The sequence below is a fragment of the Terriglobus sp. TAA 43 genome (assembly GCF_000800015.1).
GTDB lineage: Bacteria > Acidobacteriota > Terriglobia > Terriglobales > Acidobacteriaceae > Terriglobus.
On the sequence record NZ_JUGR01000001.1, the window covers coordinates 916744 to 940746 of the forward strand.

The 24003-nt window shown below is 56.6% G+C and carries 22 protein-coding genes; 17 read left to right on the top strand and 5 right to left on the bottom strand.

Features of this window, described 5'->3' with window-relative positions:
• Positions 1–57: 57 nt before the first annotated feature.
• The 3 genes from M504_RS03860 (at position 58) to M504_RS03870 (ending at position 2315) form a co-directional block, all read left to right on the top strand.
• Positions 58–333 carry a helix-turn-helix transcriptional regulator gene (locus M504_RS03860; protein WP_232296147.1) on the top strand — a complete coding sequence of 92 codons (276 nt, stop codon included), beginning with the start codon at positions 58–60 and terminating at the stop codon, positions 331–333.
• A gap of 87 nt (positions 334–420) precedes the next feature.
• A complete protein-coding gene (locus M504_RS03865; RefSeq protein WP_084214070.1) occupies positions 421–1392 on the top strand; it encodes a lysophospholipid acyltransferase family protein in 972 nt (323 codons plus the stop codon).
• Entirely contained in the window at positions 1392–2315 is a 924-nt protein-coding gene (locus M504_RS03870) for a UDP-3-O-(3-hydroxymyristoyl)glucosamine N-acyltransferase (protein WP_047488202.1), read from the top strand. The genes M504_RS03865 and M504_RS03870 overlap by 1 nt, the downstream gene beginning before the upstream one ends.
• 71 nt (positions 2316–2386) lie before the next feature.
• On the opposite strand, the gene M504_RS03875 is transcribed toward M504_RS03870, so the two are convergent.
• Positions 2387–3898, bottom strand: coding sequence for a hypothetical protein (locus M504_RS03875; protein ID WP_047488206.1), 1512 nt, complete (start codon positions 3896–3898; stop codon positions 2387–2389).
• A gap of 146 nt (positions 3899–4044) precedes the next feature.
• Here M504_RS03875 and M504_RS03880 point away from each other — a divergent pair, with 146 nt between their 5' ends.
• From M504_RS03880 to M504_RS03890, 3 genes are all read left to right on the top strand, one after another.
• Entirely contained in the window at positions 4045–5922 is a 1878-nt protein-coding gene (locus M504_RS03880; protein ID WP_047488209.1) for a bifunctional homocysteine S-methyltransferase/methylenetetrahydrofolate reductase, read from the top strand.
• Positions 5923–5936: 14 nt separating this feature from the next.
• Positions 5937–6161, top strand: a complete 225-nt coding sequence (gene xseB / locus M504_RS03885; protein ID WP_047488211.1) for an exodeoxyribonuclease VII small subunit — start codon at positions 5937–5939, stop codon at positions 6159–6161.
• Between the two features lie 136 nt (positions 6162–6297).
• Complete coding sequence (locus M504_RS03890) at positions 6298–6978, top strand: hypothetical protein (RefSeq protein ID WP_156993501.1); 681 nt, start codon at positions 6298–6300, stop codon at positions 6976–6978.
• Between the two features lie 92 nt (positions 6979–7070).
• On the opposite strand, the gene M504_RS03895 is transcribed toward M504_RS03890, so the two are convergent.
• Both M504_RS03895 and M504_RS03900 read right to left on the bottom strand, forming a co-directional pair.
• A complete protein-coding gene (locus M504_RS03895; protein ID WP_047488217.1) occupies positions 7071–8021 on the bottom strand; it encodes a UDP-glucuronic acid decarboxylase family protein in 951 nt (316 codons plus the stop codon).
• 18 nt (positions 8022–8039) lie between these two features.
• Positions 8040–9443, bottom strand: a complete 1404-nt coding sequence (locus M504_RS03900) for a UDP-glucose/GDP-mannose dehydrogenase family protein (RefSeq protein ID WP_047493353.1) — start codon at positions 9441–9443, stop codon at positions 8040–8042.
• A 112-nt stretch (positions 9444–9555) separates the two neighbouring features.
• Between M504_RS03900 and M504_RS03905 the strand changes: the two genes are divergently transcribed.
• Genes M504_RS03905 through M504_RS03930 form a run of 6 tightly spaced genes read left to right on the top strand, consistent with a single transcriptional unit; the run spans position 9556 to position 16636 of the window.
• Positions 9556–11814 (top strand): polysaccharide biosynthesis tyrosine autokinase, encoded by a 2259-nt coding sequence (locus M504_RS03905; RefSeq protein WP_052200331.1) that lies wholly within the window; start codon positions 9556–9558, stop codon positions 11812–11814.
• On the top strand, positions 11811–12782 hold the full coding sequence (locus tag M504_RS03910) for a polysaccharide biosynthesis/export family protein (RefSeq protein ID WP_052200334.1): 972 nt from the start codon (positions 11811–11813) through the stop codon (positions 12780–12782). The genes M504_RS03905 and M504_RS03910 overlap by 4 nt, the downstream gene beginning before the upstream one ends.
• 41 nt (positions 12783–12823) lie before the next feature.
• The gene (locus M504_RS03915; protein WP_047488220.1) at positions 12824–14050 is read left to right on the top strand and encodes a glycosyltransferase family 4 protein; all 1227 of its coding nucleotides are present in this window, start codon (positions 12824–12826) and stop codon (positions 14048–14050) included.
• A gap of 4 nt (positions 14051–14054) precedes the next feature.
• Positions 14055–15215 carry a glycosyltransferase gene (locus M504_RS03920; RefSeq protein ID WP_047488223.1) on the top strand — a complete coding sequence of 387 codons (1161 nt, stop codon included), beginning with the start codon at positions 14055–14057 and terminating at the stop codon, positions 15213–15215.
• Positions 15216–15821 (top strand): acetyltransferase, encoded by a 606-nt coding sequence (locus tag M504_RS03925; RefSeq protein WP_047488225.1) that lies wholly within the window; start codon positions 15216–15218, stop codon positions 15819–15821.
• Positions 15818–16636 carry a glycosyltransferase family 2 protein gene (locus tag M504_RS03930; protein WP_047488228.1) on the top strand — a complete coding sequence of 273 codons (819 nt, stop codon included), beginning with the start codon at positions 15818–15820 and terminating at the stop codon, positions 16634–16636. Before M504_RS03925 ends, M504_RS03930 begins: the two co-directional genes overlap by 4 nt.
• A gap of 73 nt (positions 16637–16709) precedes the next feature.
• On the opposite strand, the gene M504_RS03935 is transcribed toward M504_RS03930, so the two are convergent.
• Entirely contained in the window at positions 16710–17078 is a 369-nt protein-coding gene (locus tag M504_RS03935) for a response regulator (protein ID WP_047493363.1), read from the bottom strand.
• Between the two features lie 175 nt (positions 17079–17253).
• Here M504_RS03935 and M504_RS03940 point away from each other — a divergent pair, with 175 nt between their 5' ends.
• A complete protein-coding gene (locus M504_RS03940; RefSeq protein WP_047488231.1) occupies positions 17254–18588 on the top strand; it encodes a nitrate/sulfonate/bicarbonate ABC transporter ATP-binding protein in 1335 nt (444 codons plus the stop codon).
• Positions 18585–20372 (top strand): ABC transporter permease subunit, encoded by a 1788-nt coding sequence (locus M504_RS03945; protein WP_047488234.1) that lies wholly within the window; start codon positions 18585–18587, stop codon positions 20370–20372. The genes M504_RS03940 and M504_RS03945 overlap by 4 nt, the downstream gene beginning before the upstream one ends.
• Here the strand turns inward: M504_RS03945 and M504_RS03950 are convergent.
• The gene (locus M504_RS03950) at positions 20369–20881 is read right to left on the bottom strand and encodes an AI-2E family transporter (RefSeq protein ID WP_232296148.1); all 513 of its coding nucleotides are present in this window, start codon (positions 20879–20881) and stop codon (positions 20369–20371) included. The two genes, M504_RS03945 and M504_RS03950, sit on opposite strands and share 4 nt — an antisense overlap.
• Before the next feature lie 126 nt (positions 20882–21007).
• Here M504_RS03950 and M504_RS03955 point away from each other — a divergent pair, with 126 nt between their 5' ends.
• From M504_RS03955 to M504_RS03965, 3 genes are read left to right on the top strand one after another with little or no spacing between them, the layout of a single operon-like run.
• Complete coding sequence (locus tag M504_RS03955) at positions 21008–22348, top strand: alpha-amylase domain-containing protein (RefSeq protein ID WP_047488237.1); 1341 nt, start codon at positions 21008–21010, stop codon at positions 22346–22348.
• A 19-nt stretch (positions 22349–22367) separates the two neighbouring features.
• Positions 22368–23063, top strand: coding sequence for a phosphoribosylformylglycinamidine synthase subunit PurQ (gene purQ / locus M504_RS03960; protein ID WP_047488241.1), 696 nt, complete (start codon positions 22368–22370; stop codon positions 23061–23063).
• A 5-nt stretch (positions 23064–23068) separates the two neighbouring features.
• A complete protein-coding gene (locus tag M504_RS03965) occupies positions 23069–23887 on the top strand; it encodes a tyrosine-protein phosphatase (RefSeq protein WP_047488244.1) in 819 nt (272 codons plus the stop codon).
• The last annotated feature ends 116 nt before the right edge of the window (positions 23888–24003 follow it).

Genomic DNA, 24003 nt, shown 5'->3' on the forward strand with positions numbered 1-24003 from the left:
GGATTCACACGTTTTGAATATTTGCGCCGGTAGCCACGTCTGATAGATATGAGCGCGATGAAAGAAAAAGAGGCGACACAGATCGCGAAGGCACTGGGAGAGCCGAGCCGCTTCTCTATCTACAGGCAGATCGCCGAAGGCGATGAGGTTTACTGCGGAGAGGTTTGTGAGAAGCACGCCCTCTCACCCGGAACGGTGTCGCATCACCTCAAAGTGCTCACGGACCTCGGCCTCATCACATCGCGCAAAGAGGGACTAAACGTTTACTACCGCTCTGTCCCGGAAAAGTTTTCTTCCTATCTTGCTTATCTGCAAGGTCTGAATCAGAAGTAAGCCTCCCGCACCCAATGTTTTCCATATCGAAATAGCAGTACACTGTTCGGGTTGAATGCTTCTGGGACAGAGCGTGTTCGGGTGACGATGCGGCAGCGCATGGAATACGCCGCGTTGCGTCTGATCGTTGGGATGCTACGAGTCCTGCCGCGGAATACAGCGCGCGCTCTGGGTGCGTGGCTCGGCACGCTTGCAGGCAAACTCGCAGGAAAACTCTCCTCCGCCGGCGAGCAGAATCTTCAGATTGCTTTTCCCAAAATGAGCGCCACGGAGCGCCGCGCCATTCTGCAAAAAACGTATCGCAATCTCGGATGGCTGCTCGCTGAGTTTTGCCAGATGTCGAAGTACTCGCCGGAGTTCGTGCAGCGAGAAGTCATGCGCTACGAAGGCCTGGATCACTATCAGTTGGCCAAGGCAAAGGGCAAAGGCGTCCTTGTACTCACCGGACATCTGGGCGCGTGGGAGCTATCAAGCTTTGTCCATTCTCTGTTGGGCGAACCGATGGGTATGGTCATACGGCGACTGGACAATCCGCTGGTGGACAACTTTGTAAACAGCATTCGCTGTCTGCATGGCAACCGCGTGTTGCACAAGGATGACTTCGCGCGCGGCATCATCAAGGCTATGCATCGCGGCGAAGCGGTCGGCATTCTGATGGACACGAACATGACGCCGCCACAAGGTGTATTCGTTCCCTTCTTCGATATACCCGCATGCACTGGAAGCGGTCTGGCACGCATCGCACGCAAAACGGGCGCGACTGTGATTCCCGGATTTCTTCTGTGGTCCGAAGAAGAGTCGCGCTATGTGCTGACCTTCGGCGAAGAATTGCAACTGCAGAAGACGGACGATGCCGAAGCCGACGCGCTGGCGAATACCGCTCTCTTCGCACGAGTCACCGAAGATTACATCCGTCGCTATCCGGATCAGTGGTTATGGCTGCATCGCCGTTGGAAGACACGTCCTGAAGGCGAACCTCCGATTTACAAACGGCGTACTTCTTCAACTGAACCTGCATTGCCGGTATCGCGCACAGCAAAACAAGGTGAGTTAGTTTAATGGCGACCATTGCAGAGATTGCAGAATGGACCGATGGAAGGGCTGCCTCTTCGCCTTTTGAGGGCGAGATTACGCGTGTCAGCTCTCTCGATGATGCTGACATTCATGCGGCCGTCTTTGCTTCGTCTCCAGACGTTTTACAGAGTGCTTTGCAGTCTCGCGCTGGAGTCATTCTTGCCGCCGCAAAGATCGCCGCAGAATCAAACGACAATCGGCTTGTGCTGGTGACGGACCCTCGACTGGCGTTCTCCATTATTGGAGATCGGCTGCACCCCTTGGCTGCAACGAGCGTTCATCCCACCGCAGTGATAGACGTGACCGCACATATTGGTAATCACACCAGCATCGGTCCCGGCGTAGTTATTGGCGCTAACGTTCGCATCGGCAACGGGTGTCTCATCGGTGCTCGTGTTGTCATTGAACCCGGCGTCGTCATCGGGGATCGTGTACGCATCCAGGCAGGAGCGATACTTGGCGCGCTCGGCTTTGGTTATGCCCGTAGACCTGACGGTAGCTACCTGATGTTCCCGCAACAGGGTGCGCTTGTAATTGAAGACGACGTGGAGATCGGTGCGAACACCACCATCGACCGCGGCGCACTGGAAGAGACACGCATCGGCGCAGGTACGAAGATCGATAACCTGGTGCACATCGGCCACAACTGCCGCATTGGACGCAACGTAATCATCGCAGCACAAACCGGAATCAGCGGCTCATCGGTGGTGGAAGACGGAGCGATCCTCGGCGGACAGGTCGGCATGGGCGAGCATGCAACGGTTGGTCCGGGCGTGATTCTTGGTGGAGGCGCAGGCGTACTTAGCGGCAAGAAGCTCTTTGGTGCTGGCCAGGTTTTCTGGGGACGCCCCGCACGTCCGTTGAAGCAGTACCTACGCGACTTGGCACGACTCAGCCGAGGCCGTTAAAAGAGACTAATCGACACACAACAATGGCCCGCTCATAAAGCGGGCCATTGTTGTGTTCTTGTGATGCGGAGTTAGTTGGCTACGTTCGTGGATGCATCCATATAAGCCACGTCGGTCGCTGTTCCCTGCACCGTGATGTTCGTGTTATCGATTTCCGAACCGTCAGCGGTGTTGAAGGCATGAACCTGGCCACCGTACGCCGTGTACACCTTGTTCAGACCTTCCACCCAGCACAGACCAGTCAGGCTTCCGTAGTAGTACCTGTCCAGATTCTCATTCGGATAGGGCACGGTCGTCGAACCACCCGGTGTGACATTGGGGACAATGCCTGCAGTCCTGTTCGTGATGTCGTAGCGAGTCAGGCAGTTGTAGTTCTGGCTGTGCGCCGCACGCTCGCCGCTTGCGCAGTTGGAAGAACCAATCCAGAGCGTGTTGTTATCTGCAAAGAGCATCTTCGTATGCGTTCCATCGGAGATGGAATAAGTCGCCGAGATGGTCTTGGTGGACAGCGGGATCACCGAAAGGTTGCCGCCAAAGAGACCGTCCGTCTGCAACGACTGACCCGATACGTACAGCGTGTTGCCGTCGGAGATAGCTGCCGTAGCGCCGCCTGGGACAGGAACAAAGGTGGTTGACGGCGAAACAGCTGCTCCATTCGGCGGATAGTAGTCGATACGTAGCGTGTTCAGGTCAACAAAGGAAACACCAGCTACACCATCGCCCGTTGCTGTCGTTCCGCCGCACTCCCGACCACAGTTCAGGAAGTACACCTGCGACCCATCCGGCGAAAAGTACGCATCGTAGGGTCTGTGGAAAGTAGGCTGCGGAGTGCCATTGCTGGTGCCATCCGGCGCATTAACCGGGACGATGCAGTACACGGGATTATTTACCGGCATGCAGGTCAGCGAATTTGCAGGAGGCGTCTGGTTTCCAGCCTGGTTGGCGTTGAGCTGCAGAACACGGTAAACGTTGTTCGAATTGCGCAGCATCAGCAGGATCACGCTGTGGGACGGGTTCGCCACCACCTTGTATACGCTGGGAACCGGGAATGCGTATGTCGTCATGACCGAGCTCGTTGTGGCCGACGCCGTCGACGGTGCATTCATCACGAACAAGCCACTGCTCTCAACGGCAGTCAGAACCGAGTACACGTCCTGCGACACGAAGTACGAAGACAACGCACCGGTGGTGGATGCCGTAGTACCGGATGCCGCCTCCGTTGAGTAGTTGATCGTATTGATGGCACCATCCGTGCTGTACACGTAGCCGCGCATCTGCTCTGGATAGTTGATGATGCTCTTCGCATTGCTGCTGTAAGCGCCGATCATCGTGGTGCTGTTGGCCACGTAGACGTTGGAACGGATATCGCGCTTAGCGTCCAGAACTTCCAGACCGCCACCAAGTAACGATGCTTGCGAGATGGCGACCATCACGCGCTGGGTCAGCTTCGACGGCGGTACGGGACGACCGGCGAACTGATTCTCCGTGGTCTTATAGGGGCGATACCCACAACCCGTCAGGAGAACAACAACGGTGGCACACAGCAGGGCGGTTGCCGACCGCGCAACGGAAACACTCTTCAACGGAAAACCTCAATGTTGCTGCGGGAATCTCCCTGTCCGCAACCTGCCAAAGTATACCAAAGCAAACAGGCTGATTTGCAGAGCGGGTACCATGTTGGACGATCAGAACGGCGAAGCGTTGGACAAAGTAGGATAGGAAGATACCTATGTCTGACGTTTCTCTGCCCAGCATCGACCGCATTTTCGGCTCTCGCCCCATCCTGTGCGATGGCGCTATGGGAACCATGCTGTATGCGCGGGGCATTTTTATCAATCGCTGTTTCGACGAACTGAACCTCAGCGAACCGACGATGATCCGCGATATTCACGAAGAATATCTCCTTGCGGGTGCGGAACTTCTGGAGACCAATACCTTTGGCGCGAATGCCATACGGCTGAAGCGCTTTGGACTGGAAGACAAGGTGGCAGAGATTAACGCTGCCGCGGTAAAGCTCGCCCGTGAAGCTGCTAACGCCGTCCGTGAGAAGCACGCCCACCATGCCTATATTGCTGGCGCGCTCGGTCCGCTCGGTCTGCCGGAACCGGCTCGGGATGCAACCGTCATGATCGAGGCTTACCGCGAACAGGCTCAGGCGCTGGCCCATGCAGGCGTGGATCTGTTCGTGGTGGAAACGATGACCTCCATGGCTGAAGCGAAAGCGGCCATAGACGCCATCCGACAGGTAGGCGCCGATCTCCCCATCATCGCCATGATCACCGTGACGGATGCAGGCAATGTCTCGGACGGCACATCACCCGAAGAGGCGGCACGCCTGATGGGTGAGTGGGGCGCGAATGCCATCGGATGCAACTGCAGTGATGGTCCGCAACTTGTACTGGACACCATTGAGCGCATGCGCCGTGTGACTTCCCTGCCGATCGCCGCGATGCCCAATGCGGGTGTTCCCAGTTGCGTGGACGGTCGAAGCATCTATCTTTCGTCGCCGGAGTATCTTGCCAGCTTCGCGCGCAAGGCGATGCGTCTGGGCGCCACGATCATTGGCGGTTGCTGCGGCACCACGCCACAACACATTCGCGCCATGCGTTCTAGCGTAAAGGCGATTCAGTCGCAGGCAGAAGGAGTGGCGCAGGTGGGCGATAAGCCTTCCGCAATACTGATCGAGCCCGCACCACTCGCAGAGCGATCACAGCTTGGCCGCCGCATTGCCATCGGCGAATTCGTCACCATGGTAGAGATCGTTCCGCCGAAGGGCTTCGATCCCTCGCGCGAACTCGAAGGCGCACGCATGCTGAAGAAGCTCGGCGTGCATGCCATCAACGTGCCCGACTCCCCACGCGCCAGCACACGCATGAGCGCCAGCAGCCTGTGCCTGCAGATTGAGCAGAAGATCGGCATAGAAACGGTCATCCACTTTACCTGCCGCGACCGCAATTTGTTGGGCATTCAGAGCGACCTCCTCGGAGCTGCATCGCTCGGCATGAAGAACATCCTTTGCCTTACGGGCGACCCGCCGAAGATGGGCAATTATCCCGATGCGACAGGCGTCTTTGACGTGGATGCCGTCGGCCTGACGCGTGTGCTGCGCGACATGAATCACGGCCTCGACATTGGCGGTCAGAGCATTGGCGCGAGTACCGGGTTTGTGCTCGCCTGCGCGGCCAATCCTGGCGTGCCGGATCTTGATATGGAAGTTCGTCGCTTCGCAGCAAAAGTAGAGGCGGGAGCAGAGTTCGCCATCACACAGCCCGTCTTCGATTTGAAGTTGCTGGAGACATTCCTGAAGCGGATCGAGGGTTTCCGCATTCCGGTCGTCGCAGGTATCTGGCCGCTCACAAGCGTGAAGAATGCGGAGTTTATGAAGAACGATCTGAAGGTGCGCATGCCGGATCAGATTCTGCATCGCATGGCTGCGCATGCCGGGACACCGGAGCAATCGCGAGCAGAAGGTATCCGCATTGCGCAGGAAATGCTGGCCGAGGCGCAGCCCATGGTGCAGGGCGTGCAGGTAAGTGCTCCCTTCGCCCGTTACGTTGCAGCAGCAGAAGTACTGGAAGCACTGCTGGTACCAGTCACGGCAGAGTAGGATCAGAAACAGACATGGCAACCTTCGAAGAGCAATTAAAGTCGCTGGAAAGCGTCGTGGAACGACTCGAAAAGGGAGACCTTCCCCTGGAAGAATCTCTCGCGCTTTTTGAACAAGGTGTCGCTCTGTCCGAATCCTGCAAGAAGGAGTTGGATGCGGCGGAAGGCCGTGTTCAGGTCCTTCTGCAACGAGGCCGCAAGACGGAAGCAGAAGACCTTGCGCTAAGCGAAGACGAGTAATCTACCGCCTTGAATCTGCGCCTCTCAACAATCCATCTCGAAGAAACGAACTTCATGCGTAATCGCTATGGAGCGAAGGCGCTTGTAATGCGATACTCGAACTTCACACTGCCACCAGAACTGGGAGAACGCCTGCTTGGGTAAGCCACCGATCAGCGATGCCGCGATGCGGAAGATGTACGAAACCATGAAGGCGCTTCGCAGCGCAAAGCGGGATGCCCCTACATGGACGGGCGTAACGCGAAATGCCAAGGCATCCGCAATGGCAGAGCCGGAATCACTACTGGTCGGAATTCTTTCGCAGTTGCATCGCCGCGACACCGTAGTCACGGCTGGTGAACTTCCGCTCCTGAAGACTGCTGTGGAAAGTTACTTTCCCATTTCCGTTGCATCGCTTCACACCGTCGTCTGTAACGGGTCAACTGAAGAATGCGCTTCGGTCGCAGCCGGCATGGCACTGCGGTCCATGGATGCCACACGTGAGCCGAAGCCTGTGACCGTCGTTCTGCTCCAGGATTTTCCTGCACTCCAAGGGACTCTGAAATTGATGGAGTCCAACGATCTGCCCCTGCTCGTGATTGCAAAGGGCGAAGCGGAATCAAGAGCTGTTGCGGAAAAGCGTATGAGGTCCACCCAGGTTCCGATACTCCCGGCAGACGCAGCAGATGCAGTGGCTGTATGCCGCGTGATGCAGGAGTCTTTGCTGCGTGCTCGCAACGGCTGGGGCGGCTCGGTCATTCACGCCATCGCGGTTCCCGGGGCGGCTGATTCCGTGGCGGGAATGGAAGAACGCTTGCGCGCTCGCGGTCTGATCTAGACGCTTCTCAGAAGCTCGCGTGACAATGAAGTCCGTGTAAATAAGAAGGGCATGGCGTCTGCCATGCCCTTCTTATTTATATGTAGGACGAGCTATGCACTTGCAGCAACCCGCCCCTTGAAGTAATCCATGGAAAGCTCCAAACCTTCACGCAGATTCACCTTCGGCTCCCATCCCAACAACGTTCTTGCCTTGGTGATATCAGGCTTGCGCTGCTTTGGATCGTCCTGTGGCATGGGTCGATAAACAATCTTGCTGCTGGACCCGGTCACTTCAAGCACCGTTTTCGCGCAGTCAAGAATGGTCCACTCTTCGGGGTTTCCAATGTTCGTCGGCAGGGGCTCGCCGCTCTTTGCCAGCGCCACAATGCCGCGCACCAGGTCCGATTGGAAACAGAACGAACGCGTCTGCGATCCGTCACCGTAGATCGTCAGATCCTGTCCCTGGAGCGCCTGCATCATCAGGTTGCTGATCACACGGCCATCGTTCGGCTGCAGGCGCGGGCCATACGTGTTGAAGATGCGCACCATGCTCGTCCGCACCTTGTAGTAGTTGTGATAGGCCATGATCGTGGCCTCAGAGAATCGCTTCGCTTCGTCGTAGACCGAGCGCGGACCGATGGGATTCACGTTCCCCCAGTAGGTCTCTTTCTGCGGATGCTGTTCGGGGTCGCCGTAGCACTCCGAAGTAGACGCGTGAAGGAATCCGGCGCCGTACTTCTTCGCCACTTCCAGCGCGTTCACCGTGCCATCGGAACCAACCCGCAACGTCTCCGGCCCCAGCTTCATGTAATCCACCGGGCTGGCAGGTGACGCGAAGTTAAACACGAAGTCCACTTGGCCAAAATCAAACGGCTTGCAGATATCCTGCTGCTCAAACGAGAACTTTGAGTTTGACTTCAGGTGCGCCAGGTTCTCAAGCGAGCCCGTGCAGAGATTGTCGACGCCGACAACCTCTGCACCTTCGGCTAATACAGCATCCGTCAGATGCGATCCAAGAAAACCTGCCGCGCCTGTAATCAGAACGCGCTTCCATTGCGCCATGTCTTGCAATCCTCTCGCTTACGCGTTGACCGTTTCGCGGACAGGATGCGCCACCGGGCGTCCCACGCTGTAGTAGGTGATGCCCGCATCCGCGACCTTTGCCGGGTCGTACATATTGCGACCATCGACAATGATGGAATAACGCAGCGCCGTACGGAGCTTCTCCAGATCGAGCGCGCCAAACTCATTCCAATCGGTGAGGATGAGCAACGCATCAGCGTCTTCTGCTGCCGTATAGATGCCATCGGCATACCGCAGTTTGTCCGACTCAGGCAGTACAGCGCGTGTACGCTCCATCGCAGCCGGATCGTAGGCAGTGATCGAGCATCCTTCCGCGATCAGCATCTTCACCATCTCAATGGCGGGGCTGTCGCGGATGTCGTCCGTATCGCCCTTGAATGCCAGTCCAAGGACGGCAACCTTCTTCCCGCGGAGCGTCCACAGGGCTGCACGCACCTTCGCAAGGAAGCGCTTCTTCTGGTTTGCGTTGATACGCTCGACTTCTGTCAGCAACGAAAAGTCCACGCCCATCTGTTCTGCAACAGAACGGAACGCAGCTACGTCCTTCGGAAAGCAGGATCCACCGTAGCCGATACCAGGGCGGAGGAAGCGCGGTCCGATGCGCGTGTCCAGGCCCATTCCCTGCGCCACCTGCTGCACGTTGGCATCCGTGGCTTCGCAGAGGCTGGAGACAGCATTAATGAATGAAATTTTCAGCGCCAGGAAGGCATTCGATGCGTGCTTGATGATCTCTGCGCTCTTCGTGGAAGTGAGCAGGAGCGGCGGCGGCGCGTCTGATGTGAAATCTCCGGGAATAATTCCTTCCTGCTTGTAGTAATCGCCGGAGGTCAGCGGAGCATAAATTTCTTGTAACAACCGGGCTGCCTTCTCCGAATCCGCACCTACAACGATGCGATCCGGGTGCAGGAAGTCCGACACAGCGGTTCCCTCGCGCAGAAATTCGGGGTTCGAGCAAACATCAAACAGGCTGCGATCCACACCATTACGCTCGATTGCGCGGCGGATCCACTCGTTGGTATAGACGGGCACGGTGCTCTTTTCGACGATTACCTTGTACGTCTTCAGATGGCGTGCGATTTCGCAAGCAACGGCTTCCACGTAGGAAAGATCTGCGTCGCCTGTCTCAGACTGCGGGGTTCCCACGGCAATAAAAATCGCTGCAGCTTTCTCGGTTGCAGCGCCCAGATCGGTGGTGAACTCAACGCGATTATTGCGGTAACGATTCAGTAATTCAGGAAGATGCTCCTCATGAATGAGGCTATCTCCGCCCTGCAGGGCCTTTACTTTTGCGGGATCGTTGTCCACGCAAATCACATGGTGCCCCATCTCAGCAAAACAAACGGCAGCCACAAGGCCGACGTAACCGGAACCTACAACCGCGATATCCACAGTCTTTCCCATGAAGACAGCATACCTCACAGCATTGTCCACAGAGGGGTCTTTAGCCGTAGGTCCCAGGACCTCCGTTGGGCATTCACTCCAGTTGCAACAAAGAAGGTTATGATCTTGAGAGATGCCGCCCCTCACGAATCAGCCAGCCGAGCGCGGAGTGCCTGAAGCCAACGCCAGTTTCAGCGCTATTACCGCAGAAAGTGCACTTTCGGAAGCCCTGAACGTGCTGCGAAAACGCAAATGGGTCCTCATTATTGCGGCAATACTCGGCATTTTGTATGCCGTTTATCAGGCCGCCACGCAGCCCATCGTCTATACCGCCAGCGGCAGAATTCAAGTGGCCAGACCGAATGGACAAGCATCCCTGGGCGTGTCGACCGGAAACCTCACGGGCAGCTTGCAGTCGGAAGACCTGGAAACTGAAGTTCTGATCATCAGCAGCGACTCGCTGATGTTGAGCGTCGCGCAGGAAATGAATCTGGCGAACAATCCAGATTTCATGGGACCCGGCCCGTACCGGAACATCAACGATCCGATCGTCCGCGCGGCTGTTGTTGGCAAGCTCGCGAATTCCTTCAAAGTAGCGTCGATTCCCCGAACGCAGATGATCCGCATCGCGGTGACCGCCAGCAAGGCTCAACTTGCTGCCGATCTGGTCAACCATCTCATCAATGCCTATCAACAGCGTTCCTTTGAGAGCCGCTTCGCCTCAACCCAACGAGTCTCGCAGTGGTTGCAGGGACAGTTGGACGACCTGAAGCAGCAGGTAGAAGCTTCTCAAGAACAGTTGATGGATCTTCAAAAGAAGATCGGTGTGCTGGGCCTAGGGGCGGACGCCAGTAAACCCGTCACCACTCAGGTCACAGCCGCTGTTGAAGCACTCAGCAACGCTGCAATCATGGCTAAGGTGCAACGCATCCTAGCGGAATCTCGCTATCGCGTCCTATCTTCTTCCGACCCCACACTGATGGAAAGCAACCTCCAAGCGCAGGGGCAGGGGCAGGGGCAATCCGAACTCTCCAGGTTGAGGGATGACGCCTCGCAGACGAAAGCGACGATCGCGCAAACCAGTGTCACCCTGGGGCCGAAGAATCCTCAGATTCTCGCCTTGCAGGCTCACCTGCGTGAAGTGGACCGGGAAATCCAGACCGAAGAAACGCGCATGGTTACCGATGCCAAGCAGGCCCTGGTGGCAGCACAGGCAAATGAAAGCCAGACGGAAGCGGCACTCGAAGATCAGAAGAACCAGTCCTACCGTCTACGCGACGATTTGGTCGAATACACACTCCGTCAGCGTGACTACGAGACCAACCGAGCGCTCTATGAAGCACTGCTTGCCAAGCTGAGAAGTGCCAGTGTTCAGGCCGGTCTTGACGCTCTTGAGATCGACGTCGTCGATCCTGCGTACAAACCGGTTGGACCCACCATCACGCCGCGCTCCAGCATCCTGGGCAGAGATCTGATCATTAGCCTGGTACTGGGTGTCATGCTTGCATTTGCCCTGGAGAGCCTCGACACCGGCATCCGTAGTGTTGCGGAAGTGGAACACATCACACAACTTCCGTCGCTCAGTATCATCCCTCGCGTGCGTCGAATGTCATCCGACGGCTCGGGGGCCATGACGGTGGCCCAGACGAATATCGGAGTCCTGGCCACATCCAAGTCCCAGTTCTCGGAAGCATTTCGATCTCTTCGAACCGCTCTGCTGCTGGCAACGACGGGCCATCCCCCAAAATTCATCCTTATCTCCAGTTCAACGCCATCCGAGGGCAAGACCACTGTGTCAACAAACCTTGCCGCGATTCTGGCGCAACGGGAAACTCGGGTTCTGCTCATCGACGCGGATCTTCGACGTCCCAATGTGCACCATCGCTTTGGGTTGAACGGCCGCATTGGTCTGTCCACGGTGCTGTCCGGCGGAGCCACCCTGGAAGAAGCAGCGAAGAACGTTCCCGAGGTTCCGAATCTGGATGTGCTCTGCAGCGGTCCGGTGCCGCCCTTCCCCACTGAAATGCTCTCGTCCGAGAGCATGCAGAATCTTCTGAAGCAATGTGGCGAACTGTACACCCACGTCGTGATCGATTCCCCGCCGATCCTTTCCGTAACGGACGCTGTCATTCTGGCCCACTACGCGGATGCCATCGTCATGGTGGTGCGCCACGGTAAGAGCAGCCGCAACGTCGTGCGGCGTGCGCGTGACCTCCTGGTACGGTCCGGTGCGGCCGTGACCGGAGTTGTCCTGAACTCTGTAGACATCAACGCCCCCGAATACCACGGCTACTACGGATACTCGGGATACAGCTACTCCAACATCGACTCGGAATCATGGGAATCGCACGGAAACGACAGCGAACGGAACAACAAAGGAGACGAAGCATGAAGAAGTTTTATGACTTCATTTTTCTTGCGTCTCTCTTGCTGGGTGGAACGGCATGGTGCCACGCGCAATTTACGGGCGTCGCGGCCACTTCTGCTCCAGGGCTGAATGTACGCCACCCCCTCACCACGGATCAGGTAGTCCTGTTTCCTCCACAGCAGGACATGACGATTTTCCCAAATGATGTCGTGGGTATTTCCGTCTTTGGCGTTACTCCTTCCTATTTGGATACGGAGCGGGTGTCGCTCGATGGGAACATTCATCTCCCATTGGCCGGAATCGTTAGTATCGGAGGCCTGACCATTACGGCCGCAGAACAGAAGATCGCTCGTCTTCTCGAGGACCAAGGGCTTTTCCACGACGCACAGGTAAATCTGGTGATCTCCGAAATGCCTGACCATGTCGTCACACTGGTAGGAGCCATCGGCAAAACCTTGCCGCTCGTCGGTCAACGCCGTCTTCTGGACGTGCTTTCCCTCGCCGGTGGTCTGCCCGAAACTGCCAGCACCGTCATCAAAATAGATCGGCCAGGATTGGCTGAGCCAATTTATGTGGATCTGGGAAATGATCCGTCCACCAGTGTTGCCTCTAACATCCCTATTTTCCCGGGCGATGTCATTACCACTGGAAATGTGGGAGCGTTTTATGTTGTGGGCGCAGTTCTCGCGTCGGGAACACACGTTTTGTCGGGATCGCGGCCTATAACTGTGTCCATGGCTATCGCCTCCGCCGGAGGTACCTCAGAAATCGCCAGTCGGAACGATTCGGTTCTCGTTCGCACAACCGGAAATACTCGCACTGTCGTTCCTCTACACCTGAAAGATATTCAGGAAGGTAAAGCGGCCGACCCCGTGTTGCAGGCGAACGACATCATTCTTGTTCCCACGAGTGTGCTCAGAAGCATCTTCCGCCCCAGCAACGCGACCGTTTTGGTTAGCCTCGCCGTATCTATGGCTGCGCTTCTACGTTAATGCTTAGTCGTTTCGACGGTTGATGGCATTACAGGAGATCGATGGTTTCAACGAATGAACGGGTTCGGCTGGCGTATGTCGTCAGCCATCCGATTCAATACCAGGCGGAACTGCTGCGGCGCATCGCTACAGAGCCGGGAATAGATCTGCACGTCTTTTATTGCTCCGACTTTTCTTTGCGAAGCTACAAGGACGCAGGTTTTGGGGTGAGTGTGGAATGGGATATTCCCCTGACGGAGGGGTATCGGTTCACAGTGCTTCCTCGCTGGCGCGATACTCATACTCCGTCGCCAACCCGGCCTATTTCGAGAGGTTTCTTTCGGGCTTTCCTTCGAGGCATTGATGGCAAGCCGTTCGATGCAGTGTGGGTCCACGGATACTCGACCATGAACTCAATGCATGCCTTCCTGGCCGCAAAGGCGCTCGGTATTCCTGTTCTATTGCGTACAGACTCGTGGCTGGGTGAGAGGCCACGCACGGCGAATAAGCTGCGCATCAAACGTCTTTTCTTCGATGCGCTTCGCTGCATGGTAGACGGCATCCTCGCGGTGGGACAGCGAAACGCAGTCTACTGGAAATACTATTTTGGTGACGAATTTCCGGTGTTTCTGATGCCCTACGCTGTCGACAACGCCTATTTTGCGCGGAAGACAGTTCAGGCCACTCCGCTTCGTGGAGAACTGCAGAAGGAACTGGGTCTCGATCCTGAGAGACCGGTGATTCTTTACGCGTCGAAACTCATTCGCCGCAAGAACGCAGACCAGCTGCTGGAAGCCTTCCTGCAGCTCAGAGACAGTACCACTCCACGACCGTACCTGCTCATTGTTGGCGATGGTGAGCTGCGCGAGATGCTGGAGCAACGAGCAGTCGCGGCGTGTGCAACCGAGGATGTTCGCTTCACAGGCTTCCGCAACCAGAGTGAGCTACCCCGTTTTTTTGATCTCAGTACTGTGTTTGTCCTTCCTGCCCGCCATGAGGCCTATGGTTTGATCGTGAACGAAGCCATGGCCGCAGGGCTGGCAGTGGTGGTCAGCGACGATGTCGGCTGCGCAGACGATCTGGTCGCGCATGGCGAAAATGGCTACGTGTATCCCGTTGGAAACGTCGACGCACTTCGCAATGCGCTTGAAAAGGTTTTGTCTTCTGGTGAAGCACAGCGCATGGGACAGCGAAGCCGCGAGATCATTTCGGGCTGGAGTTACGCCGAAGATCTCACCGCACTGAAGGGCGCATTGCGCCACATAACCGGTAGACAGGCAGGAGCCTGAAGCCATGCGCATCCTTCATGTCATCGCCACACTGGACCCCGCTGCAGGCGGCCCGATCGAAGGCGTGCGGACACTCTTCGGATATAAGAACGAAGGTTACGAGGGCGAAGCCGTGACCTTCGACGCGCCCGACGCGCCTTATCTGAAGGGACTTCCCTTTCCCGTTTATCCACTCGGCCCACGCACCTCCACCTATGGCTACACGGCAAAGCTATTGCCTTGGCTGCGCGAAAACCGCGATCGGTATGACGGCGTGATCGTCAATGGCTTGTGGCAATACACGGGTCTTGCCACGATGCTAGCCATGCGCGGTCACACGCCGTATATGGTGTTCTCGCATGGCATGTTGGACCCGTACTTTAAACGTCGCTTTCCGCTGAAACATCTGAAGAAAGCCATTTACTGGTATCCCGCGGAATATTGGGTTCTGAGAAACGCCTATCGTGTGCTGTTCACCACCACCAGCGAAGAAAAGCTGGCGGAAGAAAGCTTTGCTTTCTGGAAATGGAAATCGCAGGTAGTCCCGTACGGCATTCGTGCGCCCCAGAGCGATCCCGCTGAGGACATCGCTGCATTCCTTCGTGTGGTTCCTGCCGTAGAAGGCAAGCGTTTCCTCATCTATCTGAGCCGTATCCATCCCAAGAAGGGGTGCGACCAGTTACTACAGGCGTTTGCCTCCGTTGCCGCCAGCGACCCCGGCCTGCATCTCGTCATGGCCGGCCCGGACGAGACCGGCTGGATACCGGAGCTACAAAAGATCGTAGATAACGCAGGTTTGAGTGACCGCGTTCACTGGCCGGGGATTTTGCGCGGTTCAGAAAAGTGGGGCGCGTTCCGTGCCGCGGAAGCATTCATCCTTCCTTCTCACCAGGAAAACTTCGGCATTGCTGTTGCGGAGGCACTGGGAGCGGGCAAGCCTGTTTTGTTGAGCGATAAGGTCAACATCGGAGACATGATCCGCGACGAAGGCTGTACTCTCATTGAGCCAGACACCCTTGAAGGGACACGCCTGCTACTGGAGCGCTGGATTGGATTATCAGCGGAAGAAAAGCGGCGCATGAGCGCAGCTGCGAAAGAATGTTTTCGAACACGCTTCAACATGGTGGAGACCGCACAAACCATCATGACTCTCTTCCAGCAGGCGAAGAACGAAGGAGCAAGCTGAATGCCGCGCGAAGCCGCCTACGTGGCCACGGACCATATCGACGAAAGCGAACACGCTGACCCGTATCTGCGTCCGGCGTTCACGCTGCACAATCGTGTGATGCGTGTGCTTTGGGGCGTCGTATGGCTGCTGCTTTATCGCCCGTCGCCACGGCCCATGCATGGCTGGCGCTCCTTTTTGTTGCGTCTTTTCGGAGCCACGATGGGTTCGAATTGCCACTTCTATCCAAAGTCAAAAATCTGGGCTCCGTGGAATCTGTTTTGTGCGGATCAGGTCACAGCTGCAGATGGCGTCGAGATTTACAACGCCGCGCCCATGCACTTTGGTTCTCACGCCATCGTGTCGCAGGACGCCTATCTTTGTGGCGCGACGCACGACTACAACTCCGCTGCCTTTCCATTGCTGGCCTACGAGATGCATTTCGGAGCCTACTCGTGGGTGTGTGCGCGGGCGATCGTAGGACCTGGCGCCAACATGGGCGAAGGTGCCGTGCTCGGACTGGGGTCCGTCGCCACACGCAGCCTTGATCCATGGACGGTCCACGCTGGTTCTCCGGCGCGGATGGTCAAAGAACGTAAACGCACACATGGAGTCACACCCGCATGATCTCCGTCATGGTTCTCACTCTGAATGAAGAGCACGACCTGCCTGGATGCCTTGAATCCGTGGCATGGTCCGACGATGTCTGGGTGTTTGACTCTTTGTCCACCGACCGTACCACTGCGATTGCAGAGGTGTCCGGTGCCCGCGTGATCCAGCGCAAGTTTGATAACTGGGCCGCTCATCAGAACTGGGCCATGGAAAACATTCCGTTCAAACATCCGTGGGTGTTTTATATCGACGCGGATGAACGCATGACAGAGGGGCTTCGCGAGGCTATCCATCAGGCTGTGTCAGCAGCGGGAGGACATGTCGCATTTGAAGTGGAACGTCGCGATTTCCTGAACGGAACATGGCTGAAACACGTTCAGCTTTCCGCCTGGTACACGCGCCTCTTTCAGCCTTCCAAAATGCATTACGAACGCCTGGTCAATCCTGTCTCTGTGGTGGACGGAACGACCGGGCGCATCGCTGGCTATCTGGATCACTTCCCGTTCAGCAAGGGTGTCACCTATTGGATACAGCGGCACAATGACTACAGCACGAAAGAAGCGCAGCAACTGATGCTGAATCAGGCCGATGCTCCCGCGTTTCGGCTGCGTGATGCATTCTTCGCCTCAGATTTTCAGACGCGTCGGAAACAACAGAAGCAGTTGTTCTATCGCTTGCCTGGTCGCCCAATTCTGAAGTTCATATTGATTTACTTCGCAAAGCGAGGCTTTTTGGATGGCAGCGCAGGACTGACCTACGCTTTACTTCAATCGATTTACGAATATTTCATTGTGTTGAAGACACGCGAACTTAGGCAACATCCGCAGTAAATACCGACCAAAAGATCAGGGTCTCCTTTGAGGAGACCCTGATACTTATTTGTCGTAAAACATCGCCAATCGATTAACTGCGCAGCTTCGCCAACAGGTCGGTCGGATGGACGGGCTTCGCCAGAATTTCAAACTCATGTCCCTGCGCACGTGCCTTCTCCAGCAGATCAGCCGTAGCAGCCTGTCCGCTAAACAGAAGAATCTTGCAGGTGGGTAGTTTTTCCCGGATTTTGATGGCAGCTTCAATGCCCGTCATGCCGGTCATGATCACGTCTGAAATCAACATGTTGGGTTGAAATTCATCAACGGTCTCTACGGCAGACTCGCCGGAGTACACGGCCTTGGCTTCAAAGCCTGCCTGATTAAGGATGATTGCCAGCGTGTTTGCAATCACCTGTTCGTCGTCGGCAACCAGTACCTTCGGTTTGCTGGGGGTTGTCATATCAATCACAGTTCTACTTTACCCGCTACGATATAGCAAGTTTCTGGAAGTTGTTGTTTCACGGGAGGATGATACCCTCAGAGGACGCCCTGCGGTCATCTTCGGCCGGCCGCGCAGCCACAAAACTTTCAGGGTCCGGTCACTGATCCGGCTCCACCACCAATGGAGACGCCCAATGCAACAGGCCATCATTCGCGCCGAACGCGTTGAAAAATATTATGCTCAGCCGAGCGAGAACCGAATTCAGGTCATCTCGCCGACAGACCTGTCCATTGTGCCGGGTGAAATTGTCGCACTGCTAGGGCCCTCAGGCTCTGGCAAGTCGACGTTGCTGCGCATGCTTACGGGACTTTCTGTGCCTTCAGGCGGCCAGGTTTACTGGCATGAAAAGCCCATTGGCCAAACAGAAATCAACGTCTCCATCGTCTTCCAGAGCTTTGCGCTATTCCCTTGGCTGACTGTATTGGAGAACGTGGAAGCACCGCTGCAGGCACGCGGTATGGAACCCGCGAAGCGTCGCAAGCGCGCCATGAAGATGCTGGATACAGTCGGTCTTGACGGCTTCCAGCACGCCTACCCGAAAGAACTCTCCGGCGGGATGCGTCAGCGCGTGGGCTTTGCTCGCGCGCTTGTTGTCGAGCCAGAAGTGCTCTTTATGGATGAGCCATTCTCTGCCCTTGACGTGCTCACCGCAGAGAATTTGCGTTCGGAACTGCTGGAACTCTGGCAGAAAAAGACGATGCCAACGCAGGCCATCTTCATCGTGACGCACAACATTGAAGAGGCCGTGCTGCTTGCAGATCGCATCATCGTTCTGGGCCGCAATCCAGGCCACGTGCGCACCGATTTCCGCGTCGCACTGCAGCATCCGCGCGACCGCAAGGCCGCAGCGTTTACACAACTGGTGGACTACATCTACAAGGTGCTCACGCAGCCCGAAGCGCAGCCGCCAGAGCTGCCACGTACCGCAGGCGGCAAGCGCGTCCGCGATCAGCGCCTGATGAGCTACCAGATGTTGCCACATGCGCGTCCCGGCGGCATCGCCGGCCTGTTGGAATTGATGGTGGATCACGCAGGTAAAGCAGACATCTATCGTCTGGCAGATGATCTCGCTTTCGAAGTCGACGACTTGCTGCCGATCGTTGACGCAGCCTCATTGTTAGGTTTCCTAACTGTTACGGAAGGCGACGCCACACTCACTGCGAACGGCACGGAATACGCCAATGCCGAAATCCTTCGGCAGAAAGAAATCTTCCGCGAGGCCGCGCTCGAACACGTGCTGTTGCTGCGCCAGATCATGCGTGCACTGGAAGCCAAGAGCGACGGTTCCGTACCGGAAGAATTCTTCCACGACATGCTGGACGAACAATTCAGCGAAGAAGAAACGTTGCGTCAGCTTGAGACGGCTATTAACTGGGGCCGCTATGCGGAACTGTTCGACTTTGACGCGCAGCGCCACCGCTTCATCCTGGCGCACGTCGCTGAACCTGCCGTGGAGACGCACGAATGAAGATGCTGCCCGGCAGCTTCAGCAATTTGCGATCGCGGGGTGAAATGGTCATCCCGCGCACGCTTGCGCGTTCGCAAGCAGTACGCAGAAGCTGGCCCTTTCTTCTCGATCTGATCGTTGCCAGCATTGGCCTTGCTGCGTTTTACGGAGTGGTCCAGATTGCGCGCCTTTGGCTGGGTCATGCAGAGCCGCAGGTGACGTTGTCGTTATCTCCGCGAGCCTTGCCGCTCTATGCGCTCTATTCCGTCGTGCGTATGTTCCTCGCGTACCTGTTGAGCCTGGTTTTCGCCATCGGCTATGGCTACGTTGCAGCGTACAGCCGCAGGATGGAAGCGTTGATGATTGCAGCGCTCGACATTCTGCAGTCCATCCCGGTGTTGAGTTTTCTTCCGGGCGTGATGCTCGCGATGGTGGCGCTGTTCCCTTCTCGTCAGCTTGGTTTGGAGTTGGGCGCCATCGTACTTATCTTTACCGGCCAGGTGTGGAACATGGCGTTCTCGTTCTATTCGTCGCTGAAGAGCCTTCCCCGCGAATTGACTGAAGCCAGCGCTATCTATGGATATTCGCGGTGGCAGCGCCTCTTCCAGCTTGAACTGCCGTTCGCCGCCATCGGTCTTATCTGGAACAGCATGGTCTCCGTTGCAGGCGGATGGTTCTTCCTGATGGCTTGCGAGATGTTCGTATTGGGTTCGCGCGACTTCCGTCTTCCCGGTCTCGGCAGCTACCTGCAGACCGCCGCAAGTGAAGGCAACACGCCAGCCATTTTGTGGGGGCTGTTCACGATGATCCTCATCATCGTTGCAACAGATCAGTTACTGTGGCGCCCCGTCATCGCATGGAGCGATCGCTTCAAATTCGAGCAGGTGGAAAGCGCGCGTCACGTACGTTCACCACTCCTGGCCATCCTGCAGCAGTCGAGTTTTGTGAAGCGGATGCGGCACGTTACGCTTTCGCCCGTGCTGGAGAAGCTGTATCGACACGAAGCGAAACATCGTCCAACCCATGTCACGATGGATGGTGCAGATCAACGCTCTCCTTCCGCTCTTGCGCAAGTCGTTGTGGGACTCGTAATTTTCGCAGCAGTTGCCTATGCGGCAATACAGGCATTGCATCTTCTGCATTCCGTCGACCGTAAGGAATTTGGCCTGGTCCTTGGCGGAGCAGGTATGACACTGCTGCGCGTGATCGCTTCCCTGTTTCTTGCAACGTTGTGGACAGTGCCCGTTGGCGTGGCGATTGGATCGCATCCGCGACTCGCCCGCATTGCACAACCGTTGGCACAGATTGCGGCCAGCGTTCCTGCCACTGCATTGTTCCCAGTCATTCTGCTTCTTCTACTGCGTAGCGGTGGAGGCATGAACACAGCGGCCATTCTGCTGATGCTGCTTGGCACGCAGTGGTACGTACTGTTCAACGTGATCGCCGGTGCAATGGCGATCCCGACCGATCTCAAAGAGGTTTCGCGCCTCTTTCACTTCGGCACGGTGCAACGTTGGAAGACCATCATTCTGCCAGGTATCTTTCCTTACCTACTGACCGGCCTCATCACAGCCAGCGGCGGCGCATGGAATGCAAGCATCATCGCAGAGTACTTCCGCCTGAAGGGTAAGACGATGACGGCCTTCGGCCTGGGCGAACAGATCAGCGCTGCGACGGACGCCGGCAACTTTGCAGTACTGTTGTTAGCTACGATCGTGATGGCACTGATGGTGGTAACGATCAACCGTCTGGTGTGGCGTCCGCTGTTCCGCATTGCCGAGTCGAAGTATCGCCTCGGCGCTTAACGGCTCTTGTTTGCGTTTCGAAACGCATAGATCACTGCAAGTATCGGCGGAGCCAGCAACGCACCCCACGGCGGCAGTAGGATGCCTCCAACAATCGGTCCCAACATCGCCGCCCACCACGGCACCAGCGTGCTGCGCTTCAGCAACAGCGGTTGAATCAGCGCTCCATCGACAATCGCGATGAACGCATACAGCCCCAGCGTCCACCACAGCTTGTCCAGATCCGTGTCGACGGATGCGAAGAATGCAGCAATCGCAGGACCGCATACGGCAAGCGCCGTTCCGATCCCCGGAACAAACTGACAGACAGCAGCCACCAGAGCCCACAGCGGCGCCCAGGGCACATGGATGAAGTAAAGGCCCACAAACCACATCAGGCCCACACACAGCGCGTCCAGTGTGGCGGCACGCCACCATCCCATCAGCGCGGTACCCGCCGTGCGCAGATGGTCTGACGGCTGAGGCTGGTAAGAGTTCGCCAGCCGGGAAGGATATTGCTCGTCCGCCACGTTACGCTCCTCATGCGACAAACGCACACACCATAGGATGCATCACAGCAAGTCGAACGACAGGTGAATCCGCAAAGCGAATCGCAAGAGATCGCGACGCTTCGGGAACCGTCCGCGAGGAAACGAATGGCTGTCATGATGCAGGGCTTTTACTGGGATTGTGCCAAGGAAGAAAACCGGCTGGGCGAGTGGTGGAATTACGTCGCTGAAAAGATCCCGTCGCTTGGCAAACAAGGCATTGGTTTTGACGCCATCTGGCTGCCACCAATCAGCAAAGGAGCAAGCCCGGGAACCATGGGCTATGACCCCTATGACTATTTCGACCTTGGAGACTTTGACCAGAAGGACTCGGTAAAGACCAGCTTCGGCAATCGCGCGGAGTTGGAAAGCCTGATCAAGACCATCCATGACAACGGCATGGGCGCAATCGCGGACATGGTGATCAATCACAACAGCGGCGCGGACGAGGAAGAAGAAAATCCCCTGGATGGCCAGAAGCGCTGGACGAAATTCAATCCAAAGAGTGGGAAATTTCCGCGTAACTGGGACTGTTTCCACCCCTCGCGCTATGAAAAGGTCATGCTGGAAGGCGAGAACTTCGCAGGCTTTCCACACCTGTGCCATCGCAATCCGAAGGTCTATGCGGCGATGTATGAATACGCTCGCTTGATCATCGAAGACCTTGATTTCGACGGTTTCCGCTTCGACTTTGTCAAAGGCTTCGGTGCGTGGATGATCGGCCTGCTGGCGAAGTATCAGTATCAGAAGAAGGACAACCCCAACTTCTCGCCCTTTGTCGTAGGCGAATACTGGAGTGGCCCGGATGACATTCACGACTGGCTGGACGCGGTAAGCACGTTAACGGATTCGCAGATCGCCGCGTTCGACTTCCCTCTTCGTTACAAGCTCAAAGATGTTTGCGACACGCTCAATTACGATCTACGCAACCTGACCGATGGCACGTCTGTCTCGGCAGCGCGGCCATTCAACGCCGTAACGTTCGTGGACAACCACGACATGAACGACAACTTTGTCACGAACGACAAGATGCTCGGCTATTCGTTCATCCTCACCCAGGACGGCTATCCCTGCGTCTTCTGGAGGGACTACTACAACTACGAACTGGCACGGCCCGACACACCTAATGGCATCGACGCGTTGGTACAGGCACACCATAAACATGCCGGTGGCGAGAGCTGCATCCTGCACGCTGACCCTGATTTGTATATCTCGCAACGTGGCGGCACGGAAGACCAATCCGGCCTGATTTACGTATTGAACAACCTCGGCAACCAGTGGAGCGGTACCACCGTGAAAACCAAGTGGCCCAACACGCGGTTTATCCCCGTGGCGTGGGACGGTCACGATCAGGCACATCCTGACGAACGCAGCACCGACGAGGAAGGCAACGGCGAATTCCCTGCTCCGCCCCGCGGCTATTGCGTCTATGCACCGATTTTTGAGTAGCCTTTGTTACCCTAGAGTCATGAAGATTGGTGTGCTTGTCTTCCCCGGTTCTAACTGTGACCACGACACCTACAACGTGATCGATGCCGTCGCGCAACAGCCTGTGACCTTTCTCTGGCATGCCAGCGAGGATCTGCAGGGATGCGACGCCATCCTGGTCCCCGGTGGCTTCGCGTATGGCGATTATCTGCGCACCGGCGCGCTCGCGCGTTTTGCCCCCATTATGGGGTCGGTGAAGAAGTTTGCTGCGCAGGGCGGCCCAGTTATGGGCATCTGCAACGGCTTCCAGATTCTCTGCGAGAGCGGCCTGCTGCCCGGCGCGCTGATGCGCAATGCGGGCCTGCGTTACATCTGCAAGCAGGTCAATCTCCGCACCGAAACGAACGACTCGCCCTTCACACACCTGCTGCAACGCGGCGAAGTTCTCCAGATGCCCATCGGCCACATGGAAGGCAATTACTTCTGCGATGCGGATACGCTGGCCACGCTGAAGAAGCAGGATCGCATCGCCTTCCGTTACAGCACGCCCACCGGCGATATCACAGCCGATGCCAACCCGAACGGTTCGCTGGAAAACATCGCCGGCGTACTGAGCGAGGGCCGCAACGTGCTGGGCATGATGCCGCATCCTGACCGCTCCAGTGAGTCCATCCTCGGAACCGCAGATGGACTTAAGCTTTTCCAGGGACTTATCGCGAGCCTGCAGACCGCCTAATTTGCATGATTGATATTCACCACCATCTGCTACCCGGTATCGACGACGGCTCCAAGAGCCTCGAACAATCCATTGCCATGGTCACCATGGCGGTGGAAGATGGCATCACGCATATCGTCGCCACACCGCACGCCGACGATACGTGGAAGTACAACCGTGAACGCAACGCAGAACTGCTTCAGCAATTACGTGAAGCGTTACCAGCAGAAGTCGCCGCAAAGATCACATTAGGCCTTGGTTGCGACTTCCATATGAACTGGGAGAACACGGAAGACGCGCACGTTCACAAGCGCCGTTACACCATCAACGAAACGGAATATCTTCTTGTCGAACTACCCGATGTCGGCATTCCGAACCGCATGGACGAGTTGCTATACCAACTCCGCGTGGATGGTCTAACCCCGATCCTGACGCATCCGGAGCGCAACACCACACTGCAACGTTCGCGTGATCGTCTACGCGAATGGATGCAAAGCGGCCTGCTTCTGCAGATAACGGCGGGATCCGTCACTGGCCACTTCGGGAGCACTGCGGAAACCTTCGCATGGGAGTTGCTGGAGAAGCGCTGGGTTCACTTCCTGGCCACCGACGCCCACAACCTGGACCGCCGGCCACCGCACATGAGTTCCGCGTATCGACTTGTGTCCGAACGGCTTGGCACGGAAACCGCAGAGCGTCTTTGCGTCACCAATCCCCTTACTGTCTTTGAAGGGAGACCTTGGCCGTCGCAACCCGCGCCAATTGGTCTCTTTGAGCAGCAGTTCGGCGACGATGATGACGACGATGACAAGCCCTCCTTCTGGCGCCGCATCTTCGGTCGTTAAAAGAACCAGAGTCCTTTCCGGGAACAAGCTCATCACAATCAAGGACTAATTCTGTCGTAGATTGCGTTACGATGGTAGAAGCGTGCATTACGCCCGCTGAAGTTTCTGGAAGAAGG